Source organism: Enterobacter cloacae complex sp.6700776 (assembly GCF_048284255.1).
GTDB classification, from domain to species: Bacteria; Pseudomonadota; Gammaproteobacteria; order Enterobacterales; family Enterobacteriaceae; genus Enterobacter; species Enterobacter intestinihominis.
In genome coordinates this window covers 87,501-106,659 of the sequence record NZ_JBLVYK010000005.1, presented here as the reverse complement: position 1 = coordinate 106,659, position 19,159 = coordinate 87,501, and the positions used below count along the sequence as shown (strand labels likewise).

The window sequence follows — 19,159 nt, the reverse complement described above, 5'->3', positions numbered from 1 at the left end:
ACTTACCCCGTCACCGCCTCTTCAACTGGCGGCTTCGTCAGCATTGTCAGCATCGTATTCGCAATCTCACGCTCACCCATCACCACCTGATTCGCGCCGCGCTCGGTAATGTACTCCACTTCGTCATCATAATGGGCGCGGGCTATGATTTCGATATGCGGGCATTTTTCACGGGCTGTGGCGACAATCTCGCCAGCCTCGTAACCGTTCGGGATAGTGAGCAGCAGCCAGCGAGCGCAGTCCAGATGCGCCAGATTCATAATCTCTTCGTTAGCCGCGTTGCCCAGCACCGCGCGGATGCCGCGCTCGCGAAGCTCGTCGACGCGAGTGCGTGACGTTTCAATCACTACAAGTGGAATGCCCTGAGCCATCAGTTTTTCACCCAGCAGGCTGCCGACGCGGCCAAAACCGACCAGCAGCGCGTGGTTGCAGATATCCACCGGGATCTGTTTCTCTTCTTCTGTCGCCTCTTCCAGCGTCAGCTCTTCGAGGGTTTCGGTCTTCTCGAGATATTTCTCCAGCAGGGCAAACAATACCGGGTTCAACATGATGGAGAGGATCGCCCCCGCCAGCACCAGATTTTGCCCAGCCTGTGGCAGCAGATTCAGGGCCATTCCCAGACCAGCCAGAATAAAGGCGAACTCGCCAATCTGCGCCAGGCTGGCGGCGATGGTCAGCGCCGTGCGCGGCGAGTGACCGAACATCCGCACCAGGAAGAAGGCGGCAACGGACTTACCAAAGATGATAATTGCCAGCGTACCCAGCACGGCCAGCGGCTGCTGGATGAGGATCATCGGGTCGAACAGCATCCCGACGGAGACAAAGAACAGCACCGCGAACGCATCACGTAATGGCAGAGTATCGTGCGCGGCACGGTGGCTCAGCTCGGACTCGTTCAGCACCATCCCGGCGAAGAACGCGCCCAGCGCAAAGGAGACGTCAAACAGCTCGACAGCGCCAAAGGCAATGCCCAGCGCCAGCGCAAGGACCGAAAGCGTGAACAGTTCACGCGAGCCGGTGGCGGCGCTGCGGGACATGATCCACGGCACCAGACGGCGGCCCACCAGCATCATGATGGCAATAAACGCCACAACCTTACCGATGGTAATGCTCATATCCAGCGCCAGCGAAGCGAAGCCGATATTCTCTTTTTCCATCATCCCGGCGACGGCGGGCAGCAGTACCAGCGTCAACACCATCACCAGATCTTCAACTATCAGCCAGCCAATCGCGATTTGCCCGCGCTGGCTGTCTATCAGCTGCCTCTCTTCAAGCGCGCGCAGCAGCACCACGGTACTGGCGGTTGAAAGACACAGCCCAAATACGATACCGGTCATGATTGACCAGCCCAGCACCGCCGAAAGCGCCATGCCCAGCAGCGTCGCCACCCCTATCTGGGCGATCGCTCCCGGTATGGCGATCGACTTTACCGCCATCAGATCCTTCAGGGAAAAATGCAGTCCGACGCCAAACATCAGCAGGATAACGCCCAGTTCCGCCAGCTCCGGTGCAAGTTTGGTATCTGCGACAAAACCCGGCGTAAAGGGTCCTGCCAGCACGCCCGCTAACAAATAGCCTACCAGGGGCGAAATACGCAGTTTGTTGGCAATCATGCCGAGGATAAAAGCGAGCACAAGTCCACCAACAATGGTGGTGATAAGCGGTGTGGCGTGGTGCATTCCGTCTCCTTTCGCGATGGGTGATCCATTTTTGGTGCAAATACCAAAAAGCCGATTAATAGTTTATGACAATTTTTACGCTTATGTTTATGAATAATTGTTGAAATCACAATAAAAAGGCAATAAGCACGAAAAAAGGCAGATTTTGATAAATTTGCTGAGGGGAGGGAGAGGAAAGCCTTATGGCATCAGGTTATCCGGCTGCCAAAGTTTAACTTTGGCAGCCGTGTAGTTACGCTTTATGACGGTTGTCAGGCAGGAATATGGTCAACATCCCCAGAAGTGGCAGGAAAGCGCAGATTTTATAGACCAGGAAGATGCTGGTGTGGTCTGCAACCATCCCTAACACGGCGGCGCCAAGGCCGCCCATGCCAAAGGCAAAACCGAAAAAGAGACCGGAAACCATACCGATACGTCCCGGCAGCAGCTCCTGCGCATAGACCAGAATGGCTGAAAACGCCGACGCGAGAATAAAACCTATAATCACTGTCAATATTCCGGTCCATTCCAGCGTTGCGTACGGTAAAACAAGCGTAAACGGCGCAACGCCGAGGATAGAGCCCCAAATCACATATTTACGTCCGATTTTATCTCCCACAGGGCCGCCAATCACCGTGCCTGCCGCCACCGCAAACAGGAAGGCAAAGAGATGGAACTGGGCGTTTTGTACCGATAATCCGAATTTTTGCATCAGATAGAAGGTGTAATAGCTGCTAATGCTCGCCATATAGAAATATTTCGAGAAAATCAGCACCAGCAGCACGCTGACGGCAAGGATCACCTTATTACGCGGAAGGGGATTAGTTATCTTTGCGACAGGTTTTCCCTTATTTACGCGATGCTGCGCGGCATACCAGCGGCTGATTTGCGCCAGGACGACAATCGCCAGCAGCGCGGCCAGCACAAACCACGCCACGTTGCCTTTGCCGTAAGGCGCGATAATTACCGCCGCCAGCAGAGGACCGAGGGAGCTACCAAAGTTCCCCCCCACCTGGAACAGAGACTGCGCCAGCCCGTGGCGTCCGCCGGAGGCCATACGCGCCACGCGGGACGATTCCGGATGGAACACCGATGAACCGGTTCCTACCAGCGCCGCGGCAACCAGTACCGCCTCAAAGCTGCCCGCCATGGCCAGCAGCACCAGCCCGCTCAGGGTGAAGCACATCCCAATGGGCAGCGACCATGGCATCGGGTATTTGTCCGTCCAGTAGCCCACCACCGGCTGTAGCAGCGAAGAGGCCAGCTGGAAGGTCAGGGTAATCATCCCGATCTGCACGAAGGTTAATGAGAACTCAGACTGCAACAGCGGGTAGATCGCCAGAATCAGCGACTGGATCATGTCGTTGAGCAGATGAGAGAGACTGATTGCGCCTAATACTTTGAAGGAAGTGCGCGATTTCGGCGGCGACGCCGGAACGCCCTGAACAGGCTGGGTTGATTCACTGATTGCCATAAATACCACGTCAATTTGTAATTAGAGATGCAGGGAGTAATTATTATCCGACTAACATACTCGTCCGTGACATTTGAAGAAAGTCGCAATTCTGAAAACTTATTTGTCTATTCTTGTGAGTCACTGTAATTTTTGCGTTTGTCTATGGGTCAGGGAGAGAGAAGATGAAGTTAATAAAGCGTGGCGTCGCGCTGGCGCTCATCGCCGCATGGGGGCTGACAAGCCTGCCCGCGCAGGCGTATGAAAAAGATAAAACCTATAAAATTACCATTCTGCATACTAACGATCATCACGGCCATTTCTGGCGCAGCGAATACGGTGAATATGGCCTGGCGGCGCAAAAAACGCTGGTGGACGGCATTCGTAAAGAGGTCTCGGCTCAGGGCGGCAGCGTGCTGTTGCTGTCGGGCGGGGATATTAATACCGGCGTACCGGAATCTGATTTGCAGGATGCCGAGCCTGATTTCCGCGGCATGAATTTAATTGGTTACGACGCGATGGCGGTCGGAAACCACGAGTTTGATAACCCGCTGAGCGTATTGCGCCAGCAGGAAAAGTGGTCCAAATTTCCGTTCCTTTCCGCCAATATTTATAAGAAAAGCACCGGCGAGCGCCTGTTTAAACCGTGGGCGCTGTTTAAGCGTCAGGATCTGAAGATCGCGGTCATCGGCTTAACCACCGACGATACGGCCAAAATTGGCAACCCTGAATTTTTCACCGACATCGAATTCCGTAAACCGGCGGACGAAGCGAAGCTGGTGATCCAGGAGTTGCAGCAGAATGAAAAACCGGATGTGATTATCGCTACCACCCACATGGGGCATTACGACAACGGTCAGCACGGCTCTAACGCGCCGGGCGACGTGGAGATGGCGCGCAGCCTTCCTGCGGGCTCGCTGGCGATGATTGTGGGCGGTCACTCACAGGATCCGGTCTGCATGGCTTCTGAGAATAAAAAGCAGGTAGATTATGTGCCCGGCACGCCGTGCGCGCCGGATCGTCAGAACGGGATCTGGATTGTACAGGCCCACGAGTGGGGTAAATACGTAGGCCGTGCGGATTTCGAATTCCGTAACGGCGAGATGAAGCTGGTGCACTATCAGCTCATCCCGGTCAACCTGAAGAAGAAAGTAACCTACCCGGACGGCAAAAGCGAGCGGGTACTCTACACGCCAGAGATCGCTGAAAACCAGCAGATGCTCTCCCTGCTGACGCCGTTCCAGAGCAAAGGGAAAGCGCAGCTGGACGTGAAGATAGGCACGCTTAACGGACGACTGGAAGGGGACCGCAGCAAAGTCCGCTTCGTACAAACCAACATGGGGCGTCTGGTGCTGGCCGCGCAGATGGCGCGCACGAATGCGGATTTCGGCGTGATGAGCGGCGGCGGTATTCGTGATTCCATCGATGGCGGAAACATCACCTATAAAGACGTGCTCAAAGTGCAGCCGTTTGGCAACGTGGTGGTGTATGCGGACATGAGCGGGAAAGAGGTAATTGACTACCTGACCGCCGTGGCGCAGATGAAGCCGGACTCCGGAGCGTATCCGCAGTTTGCTAACGTCAGCTTCGTCGCGAAGGACGGTAAGCTCAACGATCTCAAAATCAAAGGCGAACCTGTTGATCCGGCGAAAACCTACCGCCTGGCAACGTTAAGCTTTAACGCCACCGGCGGCGACGGCTATCCGCATATCGATAACAAACCGGGCTATGTAAATACCGGGTTTATTGATGCGGAAGTGTTGAAGCAGTTTATCCAGCAAAATTCACCGATTGACGTGAACGCGTATGAGCCGAAGGGCGAGGTGAGCTGGCAGTAGTGTTGTGCGGCCTGATGCCCTCACCCCAACCCTCTCCCACCGGGAGAGGGCGCGAACACAAAAAAACGGTAACGCCTGTTACCGTTTTGCTTTTACCTCGCAGCGCCACCGGGCAATTTTCTCAATCCCTGCGCGCAATATCCGCAAATTTCGCGTCCAGCATTTTCGCCAGATCGCCTGCGGCCAGTTCGATATCCAGCCCGCGTTTGCCGCCAGAAATATAGATCGTCTCAAATTCCTGCGAAGGCGCATCGATCAGGGTCGGCAGACGCTTTTTCTGGCCGAGCGGGCTGATCCCGCCGACCAGATAACCCGTAGTGCGTTGCGCAACCAGCGGGTCTGCCATATCGACCTTTTTCGCTCCCAGCGCTTTGGCCACTTTCTTCAGATCAAGCTGTCCGGCGACGGGCGTCACTGCCACGGCGAGGTGCTTCATATCGCCGTTCACCGCGACCAGCAGCGTTTTGTAGACCTGGTCCGCGTTCAGCCCCAGCTTGCGCACCACTTCATCACCAAAGTTGGTTTCGTTCGGATCGTGATCGTAGGTGTGGATCCGGAAAGAAATTTTGTTTTTTTCGAGTAATTTAACGGCGGGAGTCATGGCTATCCTTCTTACGACAGACGGTTCATGCCAGCAGCATACGCCTGACGTTTGTCTAAAAAATAGCACCATCTTGCGCAATAGTATTGGCAGTGATGGTTACTTTGAGCGACAATCGGCGTAGCCGAAGGTCACTTCGGTATAATAAAAACGATGAAATTCCTCTTTGACGGGCCAATAGAAATATTGGCCATTTTTTTATTTCAGCAGCGACGGCAAATTCCCTTCTCCGTACAAATGCAACGCGCCAACCGCGACAACATAACGACCGGCAGGCAGGGCATACAGCGTCTCCCGCCACGCCTGGTTGCGCGCGTTCATCAGCACATCATACAACGATTCACTGAACGTCGACGGTAACGCCAGCTTACCGTCTGCGGGCGGCGCATCCAGCCACCAGCCAATCATCGTTTGCAGCAGACGCGCGTTGGTGTGCCAGTGGGTCAGGGTATCATCCAGCAGCATCTTGCCGTCATCAGGAAGCTGGCGAAGAAGCGCAATCTGGCTGTCCGTGCCTTCCAGTTCAATGACGGACAGGTTGCACGCCCTTGCCGCATTCAGCAGTTGATAATCGATACCGTAATCACCGCGCAGCCCCAGGCGCTGCGCCTGGGTTGCCTGTAGCACCATGGCAATTTGCCACAGGGGCAGGGTGTCGAGCATTGAGAGCGAGACGCCGGACTCATCCGCAAGACGGGTAAGCTCAGCCAGCTGCGTTTCGTTAAGACGTTCAGCCAGGGGGCGGTCGCTTTCCAGCCCGGCAAACGGCGATTCATGGCCGGAGATGTCGGCTTCGACGATCAGCGCGTCGGCGCGCTTCAGTAGTTTAATCAGGCCGGAGGGCAGGGGGGACATATCCTGCGTGCCCATATGAATGCTTCCCACCAGGTGCAGTTGCTGCCCACCCGGAAGCGAAATATCCATACCGGGCCAGGCATAACGGCGGGGAAAAAGGGCGCGAAACGATGTTTTTATACGATTAAACAGACCCATACGCGCTCCATAAACGGAAAGGTTCATGCTAGCGCGTGGGGAAGGGGGGCGCAATAGGCGAAAGCCGGGCGGCGCTGCGCTTACCCGGCCTGCTTCCGGGATTCTACGCTTTCGGTTTAAACCGCAGCAGACGGTTAGCGTTGCTCACCACGGTAATTGACGAGAGCGCCATCGCCGCACCCGCAACAACCGGGTTCAGCAGGGTGCCGGTCAGCGGCCACAAAATCCCGGCGGCAATCGGAATGCCGAGCGAGTTATAGACGAAGGCCCCCAGCAGGTTCTGCTTCATGTTGCGCAACGTGGCTTTCGAAATCGCCAGCGCATCCGCCACGCCCATCAGGCTGTGGCGCATCAGGGTGATTGCCGCGGTTTCAATGGCGACATCGCTCCCGCCGCCCATCGCAATACCTACGTCAGCCTGCGCCAGCGCCGGGGCGTCGTTGATGCCGTCGCCGACCATCGCCACCTGACGACCATCACGTTGCAATTTCCTGATGGCGTCCGCTTTGCCATCTGGCAGTACGCCGGCTATCACCTCATCAATCCCGGCTTCTCTGGCGATGGCGTTAGCGGTAGTCGGGTTATCACCGGTTAACATCACCAGGCGATATCCCGCATGGTGCAGGCGTTGCAAGGCATCCACGCTGTCCTGGCGTAACGGATCGCGCACGGCCAGCAGCGCCGCCACCTGACCATCCCTCGCCAGCAGAACCGGCGTCGCGCCCTGAGAGGCCTGCGCGTTCAGCTCAGCGTCCAGCACGGACGTATCAACACCGTGTTCAGTTAGCAGTGCCTGGTTACCCAGCAGCAGCGTATGGCCTTCTGCTTCACCGCTGACCCCTAAACCGCGCAGAGTGCGGAAGTTGCTTACCTGCGGCAGGCGGGCATCACCGGCTTTCTCAAGGATGGCGCGCGCCAGCGGGTGACTGGAGCCTTGTTCCAGCGCGGCGGCCAGGCGCAGGGCATCCGTCTCCGTACAGCCAATGGTATTAACGGCCACTACCTGCGGTTTGCCCTCGGTGAGCGTGCCGGTTTTGTCAAAGACGAGGGTGTCCAGCGCGCTTGCCCGTTGCAGGGCGTCAGCATCACGGACCAGTACGCCAAATTCGGCGGCGCGTCCGACGCCAGAGATAATCGACATCGGCGTGGCCAGACCAAGGGCACAAGGGCAGGCGATGATCAGTACCGTGGTGGCGATCACCAGGGTGTAGACAATCTGCGGCGCCGGGCCGAAGAAATACCAGATTGCCGCGCTCAGCAGGGCAATACCGACCACCACTGGCACAAAAATGGCGGAGATTTTATCGGCAAGCTGACCAATTTCCGGCTTACTGCTCTGCGCCTGGCGGACCATCCGAATGATGCGTGACAGTGTGGTATGGCTGCCAACGGCGCTGGCGCGGAACAGCACGCTGCCGTCCTGTACCACCGTACCCGCATGCACCGCATCGCCCTGAGATTTCTGCTGGGGGATCGGCTCACCGGTTAGCATGGCTTCATCAAGCCAGGCATCGCCCTGGGTGATTTCACCGTCGACGGGTACGCGGTCGCCGGTGGTGAGACGCAGCGTCATACCGGGTTGCACCTCTGAGAGAGGAACGTTTTTTTCCCCATCGTCGGTGACCACGCGGGCCGTCGGCGGGGTTAAATCGAGTAATCTCTCCAGCGCTTTCGACGAGCGCTGACGCGCGCGGGCTTCGAGCATATGGCCTAAGTTAATCAGACCTATAATCATCGCGCTCGCTTCATAATAGAGATGGCGCGCCTCCATCGGGAACCACTGCGGCCAGACGTTAACGCTCATCGAATACAGCCACGCAGCGCCCGTCCCGAGCGCGACCAGCGTGTCCATCGTCGCGGTGCGGTTTTTCAGGCTCTTCCAGGCGCTGGTATAGAAATGTCCGCCTGCAAACACCATCACCGCAAGGGTAATCAGACCAATCACCAGCCACAGGGTGCGGTTGTCTGCGGTGACCATCATGTTGTCACCCATCATGCCCCACACCATCACCGGAATACCGACCAGCAGGGCGACAATCGCCTGCCAGCGGAAGCGCTTCATGGTGGCGACAGCCGTTTCCTGCTGGCGCTCGCGGCGCTCGGCATCATCTTCGATGGCCTCCGCCCCGTAGCCCGCTTTCTCCACGGCCTGCACTAAATCTGCGGCGGAGGCACTGCCTATCACCAGCGCAGTACGCTCCGCCAGGTTTACCCGTGCCTGTGCGACGCCCGGTACCGCCTGTAAGGCGTTTTGTACCCGAGAGACACAGCTGGCGCAGCTCATGCCGTTGATCAGCAGCTGTTGGCTGTCATCAATATCATCAGCTACCGGAAGCTCAGGAGTGGCCGCTGTCAGTGCTTCCGACGGGGATGATGACTCTGCCAGCGGTTTAGCCTTTGGGTGGCTTAACTCCGCCCCGTAACCGGCCTGTTTAATGGTATCAATCAGCGCGTCGGCGCTGGCGCTGCCGGTCACGGCGGCATGATCGATAGTCACCTCAGCGCTTTCCACGTCAGGACGCTGCTCCAGGCTTTCTTTAACACGTTTGACACAGTGGCCGCAGGAGAGGCCGTCCAGTGTCAGGTCAATAGTGTGAGACATAACAAAACTCCCGTATAATGTTCTGGTCAATTGTTGACCTTCACTCTGCTTTTCGCTAACTGTTATGAAGGTTAAACCTTCCATCAAGGGGAAGGTCAAGGGGGAAATGTGAATATCAGCGATGTTGCGAAAAAAACCGGCTTAACCAGCAAAGCGATTCGCTTTTATGAGGAAAAAGGGCTGGTGACGCCACCGTTGCGCAGTGAGAACGGCTACCGCAGCTATACGCAGCTGCATCTTGATGAACTGACGTTACTGCGCCAGGCAAGACAGGTAGGATTTAACCTTGAAGAGTGCGGCGAGCTGGTTAACCTGTTTAACGATCCGAAACGCCACAGTGCCGACGTGAAAAAACGTACGCTGGAAAAAGTGGCGGAGATCGAACGCCATATCATCGAATTACAGGCGATGCGTGAGCAACTGCTACAGCTGGCAGAATCCTGCCCGGGAGATGACAGCGCCGAGTGCCCGATTATCGACAATCTTTCCGGCTGCTGCCACCGTAAAACCCACGCCTAACAGGCTTTAACCCGCAGGGTAATGCCTTCTACCGCAATGACCTCAACCCGCGTGCCGGCGCTGAGGTCATCATCGGCCACTACCGGCCATGAACTGTCCCCCACGCGCATATGACCGCGTCCGTGGATCAGCGCGTTATCAAGCGTAAAACGTTTACCCACGATCTGCTGCCCACGCTGATTGAGATGCGCGTCGACCGGCTTCTGCGCCTTCACCCGTTTGTTCAGCCAGCGCCACCACAGCCAGGCGGCCAGCAGCGTCAGCACGGCAAACAGCGCGCCCTGCCACTCCCAGCCGACAGGCAGCAGCCAGACGACAAGCCCGGTAATCACAGCGGCAACACCGCTCCACAGCAGATAACCGTTGCCGCCAAGCATCTCGGCGGCCAGCAGCAAGCCGCCAAGGCTTAGCCAGAACGCATGAGGATGTGCAACGATGAGCTCAATCATTTTTTACGCTCGTTTCCGCCGTCTTTGATCAACTCGGCAATTCCGGCGATAGATCCCATCAGACTGCTGGCATCCAGCGGCATCATCACCACTTTGCTGTTGTTCGCAGAGCCGATCTCCTTCAGCGCATCGGTATATTTTTGCGCGACGAAGTAGTTCACAGCCTGGATATCCCCGGCGGCAATCGCCTCGGAAACCATTTGCGTCGCGCGGGCTTCCGCTTCTGCCGAACGTTCACGCGCTTCTGCCTGGAGGAAGGCAGACTGACGGTCGCCCTCGGCTTTCAGGATCTGCGACTGTTTTTCCCCTTCCGCTTTCAGGATCTCGGCCTGACGCACCCCTTCGGCTTCAAGAATATAGGCGCGTTTGGTACGCTCGGCCTTCATCTGCGCATTCATGGAAGCAATCAGCTCTGCCGGTGGGCGCACGTCGCGGATCTCAATGCGGGTCACTTTGATCCCCCACGGATTGGTGGCTTCATCAACAATGTGCAGCAGGCGGGTATTAATGCTGTCGCGCTGGGAGAGCATTTCGTCCAGCTCCATCGAGCCAAGCACGGTACGGATGTTGGTCATCGTCAGGTTGACGATCGCCAGCTCCAGGTTGCTCACCTCATAGGCCGCTTTCGGCGCATCAATCACCTGAATAAAGCACACCGCATCGATGGTGACGTTGGCGTTATCCTTAGAGATGACTTCCTGGGAAGGAATATCCAGCACCTGCTCCATCATGTTGATTTTACGCCCAATTCTGTCCATGAAGGGGACGATCAGGCTTAAACCCGGCTGAAGGGTATTGGTGTAGCGACCGAAACGTTCGACGGTCCACTGGTAACCCTGCGGGACAATTTTGACGCCTGCGCCCACGATAACCAGCGCAACGAAAATAAGGACAGGAACAACGATGAGCATAAAAACCTCCTGTTTTGCATGCCGTAACGAGAAAAATTGCGTATTTGTTGAACGTAAGTATATCGGTTAACGGGCGGGATTTCGCCCCTGTAAAGAGGTGGGAACCGGACTGGTAAAATTAAAACGCCCCGCCAGGAGAGCGGGGCGCATAGCGTTACTCTTCAGACCAGGTATAGCTGAAGTCGGTGATAAACCCATCCCCGGCGTCAGCGATGGCTTTCGATAAGCCCTGATAGTATTTTTCCAGGCCGATGGCCTCTATCTGCTGGATCTGCTCGCGCACGGGAGCGCAGAACAGTACTGCATTGCCCGCTCCGACACGTTTGTTGTTCGGCGGCAGATCGCCGGTAATCCCCTTAAACCAGGTTCTGATCCCTTGCTTTAAGCTGTGCGGCGCTTTTGCAAGATCCTTCTGGCCTGTCAGCACCTGTAAGGTGGGGAACTCATTTGCATTGACGGCGGTTTTCATGCGTGCAAAGAACGCGGTAAAAAGCTCAAAAGAGCCGAGATCCGTGACGCGAGGCTTGGTGGTTTTTCCGTTTTTATTGCCCATTTTTCCGGCAGGGGCTGTAGGCGCCGGAACCACATTGACCTTATGCAGATCCAGACCAAACAGTAGATTGCAGTGCGACCGGCGCTCTTTAAGCGGGTAGGACATTAGCACGTCAATAAACGCCGTCGCCTTCACATCGGCCAGATCATGGTTAATCAGCCATTGCGAGCGGGCAAATTCCGCGGGGGAAACGAACCAGTCAGGCACCTCAGTAAAGCGTCTGGATTTACCCTTGCCGTCAAACTCGAGAAAGTAAGCCCCATCATCGAAAGCAAAATAGCAGTTTTTAAAGCTTCCGATCGTGGTGTTAACGATGAGCGCCTTCTTAACAAAATCGACCACCTCTGCACCCATGACAAAACGCGTGAGTTCAGAAGAATTGATGACTTCCATTAATGTTTCCACATCTGGAACACCAGGCTTCAGGGAAGAGAACTCATAAAAGATATGTGTCATGTTGCTGACTTCCTGTAGTTATAGAGGTGACAATTACCGAACAAAAAGTTTAACACTTGCGATAGGTTAAGGCTATTCGCGCAGCGTAGCGGAAAGGATTATGCTAAAGGCTGTTCTTATCACAGCGGTTAACGGAATCGGAATGAATAATAAAAAAAATCTTCTGGATATCAGGGATGTTGGCTTTCGTGTGGGTGATAACACCATCCTTCAGCACGTCGATTTTTGTCTCTCTCCGGGCGAATTTAAACTCATAACCGGCCCTTCCGGCTGCGGCAAAAGCACCCTCCTGAAAATCGTGGCTTCGCTACTGAGTCCAACGGAGGGAACCATCCTGTTTGAAGGGAAAGATATCGCCACGCTTACACCGGAAAGCTATCGCCAGCAGGTGTCATACTGCGTGCAAACGCCATCCCTGTTTGGCGACACGGTGTACGACAATCTGGTTTTCCCCTGGCACATCCGCAACCAAACGCCCGATCCGAAAAAGTTTGCGGACGATCTGACCCGTTTTGGGCTTCCGCCGGAGACGCTGACCAAATCGACTGCCGAACTGTCAGGCGGGGAAAAGCAGCGCGTCTCGCTGATCCGTAACCTGCAATTCCTGCCGAAGGTGCTTTTGCTGGACGAAATCACCAGCGCGCTGGATGACGCTAACACGCGCAACGTCAATGAGATTATTCATCGCTACGTCCGTGAACAGGATATTGCCGTGCTGTGGGTGACGCACGATTCAAACGAAATTAGCCATGCGGATGATGTCATCACGCTCAGGCCGCAGGGCGGGAAAATGGAGGAGGCTCACCGTGGGTGAACATAACATAACCAACGAATCGCTGGCGCTGTCGATGGTCCTGGTGCTGGTGGCGATTGTGGTCAGCTACCGGGAGAAGCTGGGGCTGGAAAAAGATATTCTGTGGAGTATCGTTCGCGCGGTCATTCAGCTCATCATCGTCGGCTATGTGCTGAAATACATCTTCAACGTCAATCATGCCGTGCTGACCCTGTTGATGGTGCTGTTTATCTGCTTTAACGCGGCATGGAACGCGCAGAAACGCAGTAAATACATCGATAAAGCGTTCCTCTCGTCGTTTATTGCCATCACCACCGGGACCGCGTTAACGCTGGCGGTACTGGTGCTCTCCGGCTCGATAGAATTTACGCCGATGCAGGTGATCCCCATTTCCGGGATGATTGCGGGCAATGCGATGGTGGCGGTCGGGTTATGCTACAACAATCTGGGGCAACGCTTCAGCAGTGAACAGCAACAGCTTCAGGAGAAGCTAAGCCTGGGCGCGACGCCGAAGGTGGCCTCGGCGCGGTTGATCCGCGACAGCATTCGTTCATCGCTGATCCCAACGGTGGATTCCGCCAAAACCGTGGGTCTGGTGAGCCTGCCGGGCATGATGTCGGGGCTGATTTTTGCCGGTATCGATCCGGTAAAAGCGATTAAATACCAGATTATGGTGACGTTTATGCTGCTCTCTACGGCGAGCCTGTCGACGATTATTGCCTGCTATCTGACCTATCGGAAGTTTTACAACGCGCGCCACCAGCTGGTGGTGACGCAGTTGAAAAAGACGGGGTAATATCGGCTTTTGTAGGCCCGGCAAGCGTTAGCGCCACCGGGCATTTTTGTTAGTATAGCAATGCGTACAGCTGACGACGATACTTAGACGCCAGCGCGTCACCGGTGCCGAGCGCGGCCAGGATCTCCTGGAACATCTTTCGCGCCTGACCGTCTGCGGCGCCCAGGTCCTTCTGAAGGTGGCTAAACAGCAGCTCCAGCGCCTCTTCATTACGCCCCACCTGGTGAAGCTGAAGCGCCAGCTGGCTTGCCAGCGCGGCATCCGCCGGGTTGTCCGCCACCTGCTGCTGAAGTTGCTGAATTTCAGGGGTATCCGCCGCCTGTTTCAGCAGGTCAATCTGCGCCACCAGGCCCTGATAGCGGGTGTCCTGATCCTGCATCGGCACCGTTTTCAGCACGGCTTCCGCGTCTTCGGGGCGGTGCAGCGCAATCTGGGTCTCTGCCAGCAGCAGACCAATCTGGCTGTTCTGGTTCGACAGCTGCCACGCGTCTTTTAACAGCGGCAGCGCCTCGTCGTACTTGCCTTCCTGCATCAGCGCCATGGCTTCCTGCGCTTTCAGCTCTTCTTCGCGCGGCAGGACTTTATCCAGCAGGGCGCGGATCGCCTCTTCCGGCTGCGGCCCCTGGAAGCCATCCACCGGCTGACCGTTCTGGAACAGGTAGACGGTTGGGATCGCACGCAGGCCAAACTGGGAAGCCACCATCGATTCGGCGTCACAATCCAGCTTCGCCAGAATGAATTGACCGTTGTACTGCGCGGCAAGGCTTTCCAGGACCGGCGTCAGCTGCAGGCAGTGTTGGCTGCGTTCAGACCAGAAGTAGAACAGCACCGGTGTAGTCATTGACTGTTCGAGTGTCTGTTGCAGGTTAGCTTCAGTTATGTTGACGATATTCTGTACGGACATGCGGCATTCTCTTTTATCGGTTTACTCTTTACATGGGGGTAAGCGTCGTCGCTTCAACTCAACCCTGCAAAATTTTGTCCATCATCCGCCCCGGCAGCAGGCGTTTCAACCAGCCGACGGCATGGGTCACCAGCGTCACCGGATAGCGCATTTTAGGGGTATCGCTCTCAAATGCGTGGCGCACTTTGGCAACCACGGCTTCTGGCCCAAGCGTAAAACGCGCCGCGATACCGGGATTTTCGACCGGTTGGTCCGCCTGCGTCTGGTTAACGTTTTCCGTAAAGCGGGTGCGGATGGGGCCCGGTTCAATCAGGCTGACCTTAATGCCGCTGTGGCGCAGCTCCATGCGCAACGCATCGGACCAGGCTTCAAGCGCATATTTACTGGCAGCGTAAGCCCCGCGTCCCGGCGTGGAGATCAGGCCCATCACCGAGGAGGTCATGACAATCCGCCCTTCGCCGTGCGGCAGCATGGCGGGGAGAAGGCGCATGGTGAGCTGATGCGCCCCAAAAAAGTTTGCGGAGAACTGCTGCTCCAGCTGTTCCCGCGAGAGGGTCTGTAGCGGGCCGTACACGCCGTAGCCCGCATTGTTGAACAGGCCGTAAAGACGGTTGCTGGTCAGGGCGATAACCTCATCGGCGGCCTGCTCCACGCTCTCTGGCGAATCGAGATCCAGCAGAATGCCGGTAAATCCCAGCCCTCGCATGCGTTCGACATCTTCGGGTTTGCGGCAGGCTGCCAGCACCCAAAACCCCTGACGTTTCAGTTCAAGGGCGCTTTCAAGGCCAATTCCGCTGGAACATCCTGTTATTAAGACCGATTTTTGCATAACTTTACCTGTCAGGTTCTCAGCTGTTTGACGAGTCATGTTTTACTAAAGGAGCCAGCCGGGTTGCCATCCAGTCGGCAATGAACGGCTGGGCATCGCGATTGGGGTGAATGCCATCATCCTGCATCCACTGGGGTTTCAGATAGACCTCTTCCATGAAAAATGGCAGCAGCGGAATATCAAACTCTTTGGCAAGCTTAGGATAGATCGCGCTAAACGCCTCATTATACCGACGGCCGTAGTTAGCGGGCAGGCGAATTTGCATCAGCAGCGGCTGGGCGTTAGCAGCCTTAATGGTCTGCAAAATAGTCCGCAGCGTTTGCTCCGTTTGCTGTGGCTGGAAGCCGCGCAAACCATCATTACCGCCCAGTTCGACCAGCACCCAACGCGGTTGATGCTGCTTAAGCAGGGCAGGCAGGCGCGATAAGCCTTGCTGCGACGTATCGCCGCTGATGCTGCCGTTAACGACAGACGCCCGGGACTGCCATTTATCATTGAGCAGGGCGGGCCAGGCCGCACTGGCGGCCATACGATAGCCCGCGCTCAGGCTGTCGCCCAGAATCAATAACGTGTCCGCAGCCGCCGCGCGGAAGGTCATCAGCATCAAAAACAGGAAGGGCAAATGCCAGCGGAAAACATTGTTGAAGTTCATTGTCTTAAGAAGTCCGTCGGTCAGGGAGAACACGAGCTTTCCATCCTCACCGGAGTTGAACTCGTTGTCAAACGTGCCGAAACCATCGCCCTGATTGGCGAATCCGGTTCCGGTAAGTCCACGCTGCTGGCCATTCTCGCCGGGCTGGACGATGGCAGCAGCGGGGAAGTGAACCTGGTCGGCCAGCCCCTCCACGCGCTTGATGAAGAGGCGCGCGCCGCGCTGCGTGCCCGGCATATCGGGTTTGTCTTTCAGTCATTCATGCTGATCCCAACCCTCAACGCACTGGAAAACGTTGAGCTGCCCGGCCTGCTGCGCGGTGAAAATACCCGCGAAAGCCGCGATCACGCCAAAGCGTTGCTGGAACAGCTGGGGCTGGGAAAACGTCTCGACCACCTTCCGGCACAGCTTTCCGGCGGTGAGCAGCAGCGCGTGGCGCTGGCCCGGGCGTTTAACGGGCGCCCGGAAGTGCTGTTTGCCGATGAGCCCACGGGCAATCTCGACCGTAAAACCGGGGACAAAATTGCCGATCTGCTGTTTTCACTCAACCGCGAACACGGCACCACGCTGATTCTGGTTACCCACGACCCGCAGTTGGCCGCCCGCTGCGACCGCCGCCTGCGGCTGGTGAACGGTGTTCTTCAGGAGGAAGCATGATTGCCCGCTGGTTCTGGCGCGAATGGCGCTCGCCCTCTCTGCTGATTGTCTGGCTGGCGTTGAGCCTGGCGGTGGCCTGCGTGCTGGCGCTCGGCAGCGTCAGCGATCGTATGGAGAAAGGGCTTAGCCAGCAGAGTCGGGAATTTATGGCGGGGGACCGGGCTCTGCAAAGTTCTCGCCCCGTGCCGCCGGGCTGGATTGAGGAAGCGCGCAAAGAGGGGCTGAAGGTGGGAGAGCAAATCACCTTCCAGACCATGACCTTTGCGGGCGACACGCCACAGCTTGCGAGCGTAAAAGCCGTGGATGACATCTACCCGATGTATGGTGACTTACAAACCAGTCCGCCGGGGCTAAAACCGACGGCCGGTACGGTACTGCTGGCATCGCGTCTGATGGCGCTGCTGAACCTGAAACCCGGCGACAGTATCGACGTCGGCGACGCGACCCTCAAAATTGCCGGGGAAGTGGTGCAGGAGCCCGATTCCGGATTTAATCCGTTCCAGCTCGCGCCGCGCCTGCTGATGAACACCGCTGATGTGGCGAAAACCAACGCCGTCCAGCCGGGTAGCCGCGTCACATGGCGGTATAAGTTTGGCGGAACGCCTGCTCAACTGGAGGCGTATGAAAAATGGCTCCTGCCTCAGCTCAAGCCGGAACATCGCTGGTACGGGCTGGAGCAGGATGACGGGGCGCTCGGCAAATCCCTCGAGCGTTCTCAGCAGTTTCTGTTGCTGTCGGCGCTGTTAACCCTGCTGCTGGCCATTGCGGCCGTTGCCGTGGCAATGGGGCACTACTGCCGCAGCCGTTACGATCTGGTGGCGATCCTCAAAACTCTCGGCGCGGGCCGGGCACAGCTGCGCAAGCTGATTGTCGGCCAGTGGCTGATGGTGCTGGCGCTGTCGGCTCTGACCGGCGGGGCGATAGGGCTGCTGTTTGAAAAGCTGCTGATGGTGCTGCTCAAACCGGTCCTGCCCGCTGCGCTGCCGCCTGCCAGCCTCTGGCCGTGGCTGTGGGCCATCGGCGCGATGACGACGATCTCCCTGCTGGTGGGGTTACGCCCCTACCGGCTGCTGCTCGCCACCCAGCCGCTGCGCGTGCTGCGCCGGGATGTGGTGGCCAGCGTCTGGCCGCTGAAGTTCTATCTGCCGGTGATTATTGCGGTGGCAGTCGGGCTGTTGGCCTGGCTGATGGGCGGCAGTACGCTGCTGTGGGCGGTGCTGGCGGGCGCGGTGGTGCTGGCGCTGCTGTGCGGCGTGGTGGGCTGGCTATTGCTCAATCTTCTCAAAAAGCTGACGGTGAGATCGCTGCCGGTGCGGCTGGCGGTTAACCGACTGCTGCACCAGCCGTGGTCTACCCTCAGCCAGCTCTCGGCATTTTCGCTGTCGTTTATGCTGCTGGCGCTTCTGCTGGTGCTGCGCGGGGATCTGCTGGATCGCTGGCAGCAGCAGCTTCCGCCGGAAAGCCCGAACTATTTCCTGATCAACATTGCTCCCGAACAGGTGACGCCGCTGAAGGGGTTTCTGTCTGAGCATCACATTATTCCGGAATCGTTCTATCCGATCGTGCGCGCCCGCCTGACGCAGATCAACGGCCAGTCCACGGAGGGAAATAAGGATGAATCGCTCAACCGCGAGCTCAACCTGACCTGGCAGGCGAAACGTCCGGACCATAACCCGATCGTTGCCGGCACCTGGCCGCCGAAAGCGGGGGAAGTGTCGATGGAGGAGGGGCTGGCGACACGCCTGAACGTGAAGCTCGGCGATAGCGTGACCTTTACCGGTGATACCCAGGATTTCACCGCCAAAGTCACCAGCCTGCGCAAAGTGGACTGGGAAAGCCTGCGGCCAAATTTCTTCTTCATCTTCCCGCCGGGCGCGCTGGACGGACAGCCCCAGAGCTGGCTGACCAGCTTCCGCTGGGAAAACGGCAACGGCATGCTGACGCAACTGAACCGGGAATTTCCGACGGTGAGCCTGCTGGATATCGGCGCGATCCTCAAACAGGTCGGGCAGGTGCTGGAACAGGTGAGCCGCGCCCTGGAGGTGATGGTGGTGCTGGTGACCGTCTGCGGCCTATTGCTGCTGCTGGCGCAGGTGCAGGTCGGCATGCGTCAGCGTCATCAGGAGCTGGTGGTCTACCGCACGCTGGGGGCCAGTAAACGGCTGCTGCGCGCCACGCTGTGGAGCGAATTTGCCCTGCTCGGGCTGGTGGCGGGCCTGGTGGCGGCCATCGGGGCGGAAACCGCACTGGCGGTGCTTCAGACGAAAGTCTTTGATTTTCCATGGGAGCCTGACTGGCGGCTGTGGTTAACGTTGCCCGTCTGCGGCGCGGTGCTGCTGTCCCTGTGCGGTGGCTGGCTCGGGACGCGGCTGTTGAAAGGTAAAGCGCTGTTCCGCCAGTTTGTCAGTTAGTTTACTTGCGTGATGATGACGCACCGGCATTTCTGCTGGTGTGTCATCGCTTAATAGCACAAATCGTTAATACCCATGCATTTA

17 protein-coding genes are annotated in these 19,159 nt (G+C 57.1%); 6 read left to right on the top strand and 11 right to left on the bottom strand.

The genetic code is table 11. From position 1 onward, the window contains the following. Positions 1-2 precede the first annotated feature (2 nt). Both ybaL and ACNQ0T_RS10250 read right to left on the bottom strand, forming a co-directional pair. Entirely contained in the window at positions 3-1,679 is a 1,677-nt protein-coding gene (gene ybaL / locus ACNQ0T_RS10255) for a YbaL family putative K(+) efflux transporter (protein ID WP_022647281.1), read from the bottom strand. Positions 1,680-1,911: 232 nt separating this feature from the next. Next, complete coding sequence (locus tag ACNQ0T_RS10250; protein WP_022647282.1) at positions 1,912-3,132, bottom strand: MFS transporter; 1,221 nt, start codon at positions 3,130-3,132, stop codon at positions 1,912-1,914. Positions 3,133-3,296: 164 nt separating this feature from the next. On the opposite strand from ACNQ0T_RS10250, the gene ushA reads away from it, so the two are divergent. Then, complete coding sequence (gene ushA / locus ACNQ0T_RS10245; protein ID WP_063147922.1) at positions 3,297-4,949, top strand: bifunctional UDP-sugar hydrolase/5'-nucleotidase UshA; 1,653 nt, start codon at positions 3,297-3,299, stop codon at positions 4,947-4,949. A gap of 121 nt (positions 4,950-5,070) precedes the next feature. On the opposite strand, the gene ybaK is transcribed toward ushA, so the two are convergent. The 3 genes from ybaK to copA all read right to left on the bottom strand — a co-directional run bounded on the left by ybaK (position 5,071) and on the right by copA (position 9,145). Next, positions 5,071-5,550, bottom strand: coding sequence for a Cys-tRNA(Pro)/Cys-tRNA(Cys) deacylase YbaK (gene ybaK / locus ACNQ0T_RS10240; protein ID WP_063137862.1), 480 nt, complete (start codon positions 5,548-5,550; stop codon positions 5,071-5,073). Between the two features lie 198 nt (positions 5,551-5,748). Further along, on the bottom strand, positions 5,749-6,543 hold the full coding sequence (locus tag ACNQ0T_RS10235) for a TraB/GumN family protein (protein WP_023299471.1): 795 nt from the start codon (positions 6,541-6,543) through the stop codon (positions 5,749-5,751). Between the two features lie 103 nt (positions 6,544-6,646). Continuing rightward, positions 6,647-9,145, bottom strand: a complete 2,499-nt coding sequence (gene copA / locus ACNQ0T_RS10230; RefSeq protein WP_417930006.1) for a copper-exporting P-type ATPase CopA — start codon at positions 9,143-9,145, stop codon at positions 6,647-6,649. A gap of 108 nt (positions 9,146-9,253) precedes the next feature. On the opposite strand from copA, the gene cueR reads away from it, so the two are divergent. Beyond that, positions 9,254-9,664 carry a Cu(I)-responsive transcriptional regulator gene (gene cueR / locus ACNQ0T_RS10225; protein WP_017383222.1) on the top strand — a complete coding sequence of 137 codons (411 nt, stop codon included), beginning with the start codon at positions 9,254-9,256 and terminating at the stop codon, positions 9,662-9,664. Here the strand turns inward: cueR and ACNQ0T_RS10220 are convergent. From ACNQ0T_RS10220 to ACNQ0T_RS10210, 3 genes are all read right to left on the bottom strand, one after another. Continuing rightward, complete coding sequence (locus ACNQ0T_RS10220) at positions 9,661-10,113, bottom strand: NfeD family protein (protein WP_417930005.1); 453 nt, start codon at positions 10,111-10,113, stop codon at positions 9,661-9,663. The genes cueR and ACNQ0T_RS10220 overlap by 4 nt on opposite strands. Next, complete coding sequence (locus tag ACNQ0T_RS10215) at positions 10,110-11,024, bottom strand: SPFH domain-containing protein (RefSeq protein WP_003858941.1); 915 nt, start codon at positions 11,022-11,024, stop codon at positions 10,110-10,112. The genes ACNQ0T_RS10220 and ACNQ0T_RS10215 overlap by 4 nt, the downstream gene beginning before the upstream one ends. Positions 11,025-11,178: 154 nt before the next feature. Next, positions 11,179-12,033: a hypothetical protein gene (locus ACNQ0T_RS10210; RefSeq protein ID WP_417930003.1), complete on the bottom strand. Its 855-nt coding sequence runs from the start codon at positions 12,031-12,033 to the stop codon at positions 11,179-11,181. 142 nt (positions 12,034-12,175) lie between these two features. On the opposite strand from ACNQ0T_RS10210, the gene fetA reads away from it, so the two are divergent. Then, positions 12,176-12,847 carry an iron efflux ABC transporter ATP-binding subunit FetA gene (fetA, locus tag ACNQ0T_RS10205; RefSeq protein WP_045621269.1) on the top strand — a complete coding sequence of 224 codons (672 nt, stop codon included), beginning with the start codon at positions 12,176-12,178 and terminating at the stop codon, positions 12,845-12,847. Continuing rightward, the gene (gene fetB / locus ACNQ0T_RS10200) at positions 12,840-13,622 is read left to right on the top strand and encodes an iron efflux ABC transporter permease subunit FetB (RefSeq protein ID WP_022647290.1); all 783 of its coding nucleotides are present in this window, start codon (positions 12,840-12,842) and stop codon (positions 13,620-13,622) included. The genes fetA and fetB overlap by 8 nt, the downstream gene beginning before the upstream one ends. 49 nt (positions 13,623-13,671) lie before the next feature. On the opposite strand, the gene ACNQ0T_RS10195 is transcribed toward fetB, so the two are convergent. Genes ACNQ0T_RS10195 through tesA form a run of 3 tightly spaced genes read right to left on the bottom strand, consistent with a single transcriptional unit; the run spans position 13,672 to position 16,007 of the window. Further along, a complete protein-coding gene (locus ACNQ0T_RS10195) occupies positions 13,672-14,526 on the bottom strand; it encodes a co-chaperone YbbN (protein ID WP_417930002.1) in 855 nt (284 codons plus the stop codon). Positions 14,527-14,584: 58 nt separating this feature from the next. Continuing rightward, positions 14,585-15,394, bottom strand: a complete 810-nt coding sequence (locus tag ACNQ0T_RS10190; RefSeq protein ID WP_096216772.1) for an SDR family oxidoreductase — start codon at positions 15,392-15,394, stop codon at positions 14,585-14,587. After that, positions 15,375-16,007, bottom strand: a complete 633-nt coding sequence (tesA, locus tag ACNQ0T_RS10185) for a multifunctional acyl-CoA thioesterase I/protease I/lysophospholipase L1 (RefSeq protein ID WP_003858933.1) — start codon at positions 16,005-16,007, stop codon at positions 15,375-15,377. Before tesA ends, ACNQ0T_RS10190 begins: the two co-directional genes overlap by 20 nt. On the opposite strand from tesA, the gene ybbA reads away from it, so the two are divergent. Beyond that, positions 15,978-16,664, top strand: a complete 687-nt coding sequence (gene ybbA, locus ACNQ0T_RS10180; RefSeq protein WP_023299477.1) for a putative ABC transporter ATP-binding protein YbbA — start codon at positions 15,978-15,980, stop codon at positions 16,662-16,664. The genes tesA and ybbA overlap by 30 nt on opposite strands. Then, entirely contained in the window at positions 16,661-19,075 is a 2,415-nt protein-coding gene (ybbP, locus tag ACNQ0T_RS10175; protein WP_063199680.1) for a putative ABC transporter permease subunit YbbP, read from the top strand. The genes ybbA and ybbP overlap by 4 nt, the downstream gene beginning before the upstream one ends. Positions 19,076-19,159 lie beyond the last annotated feature (84 nt).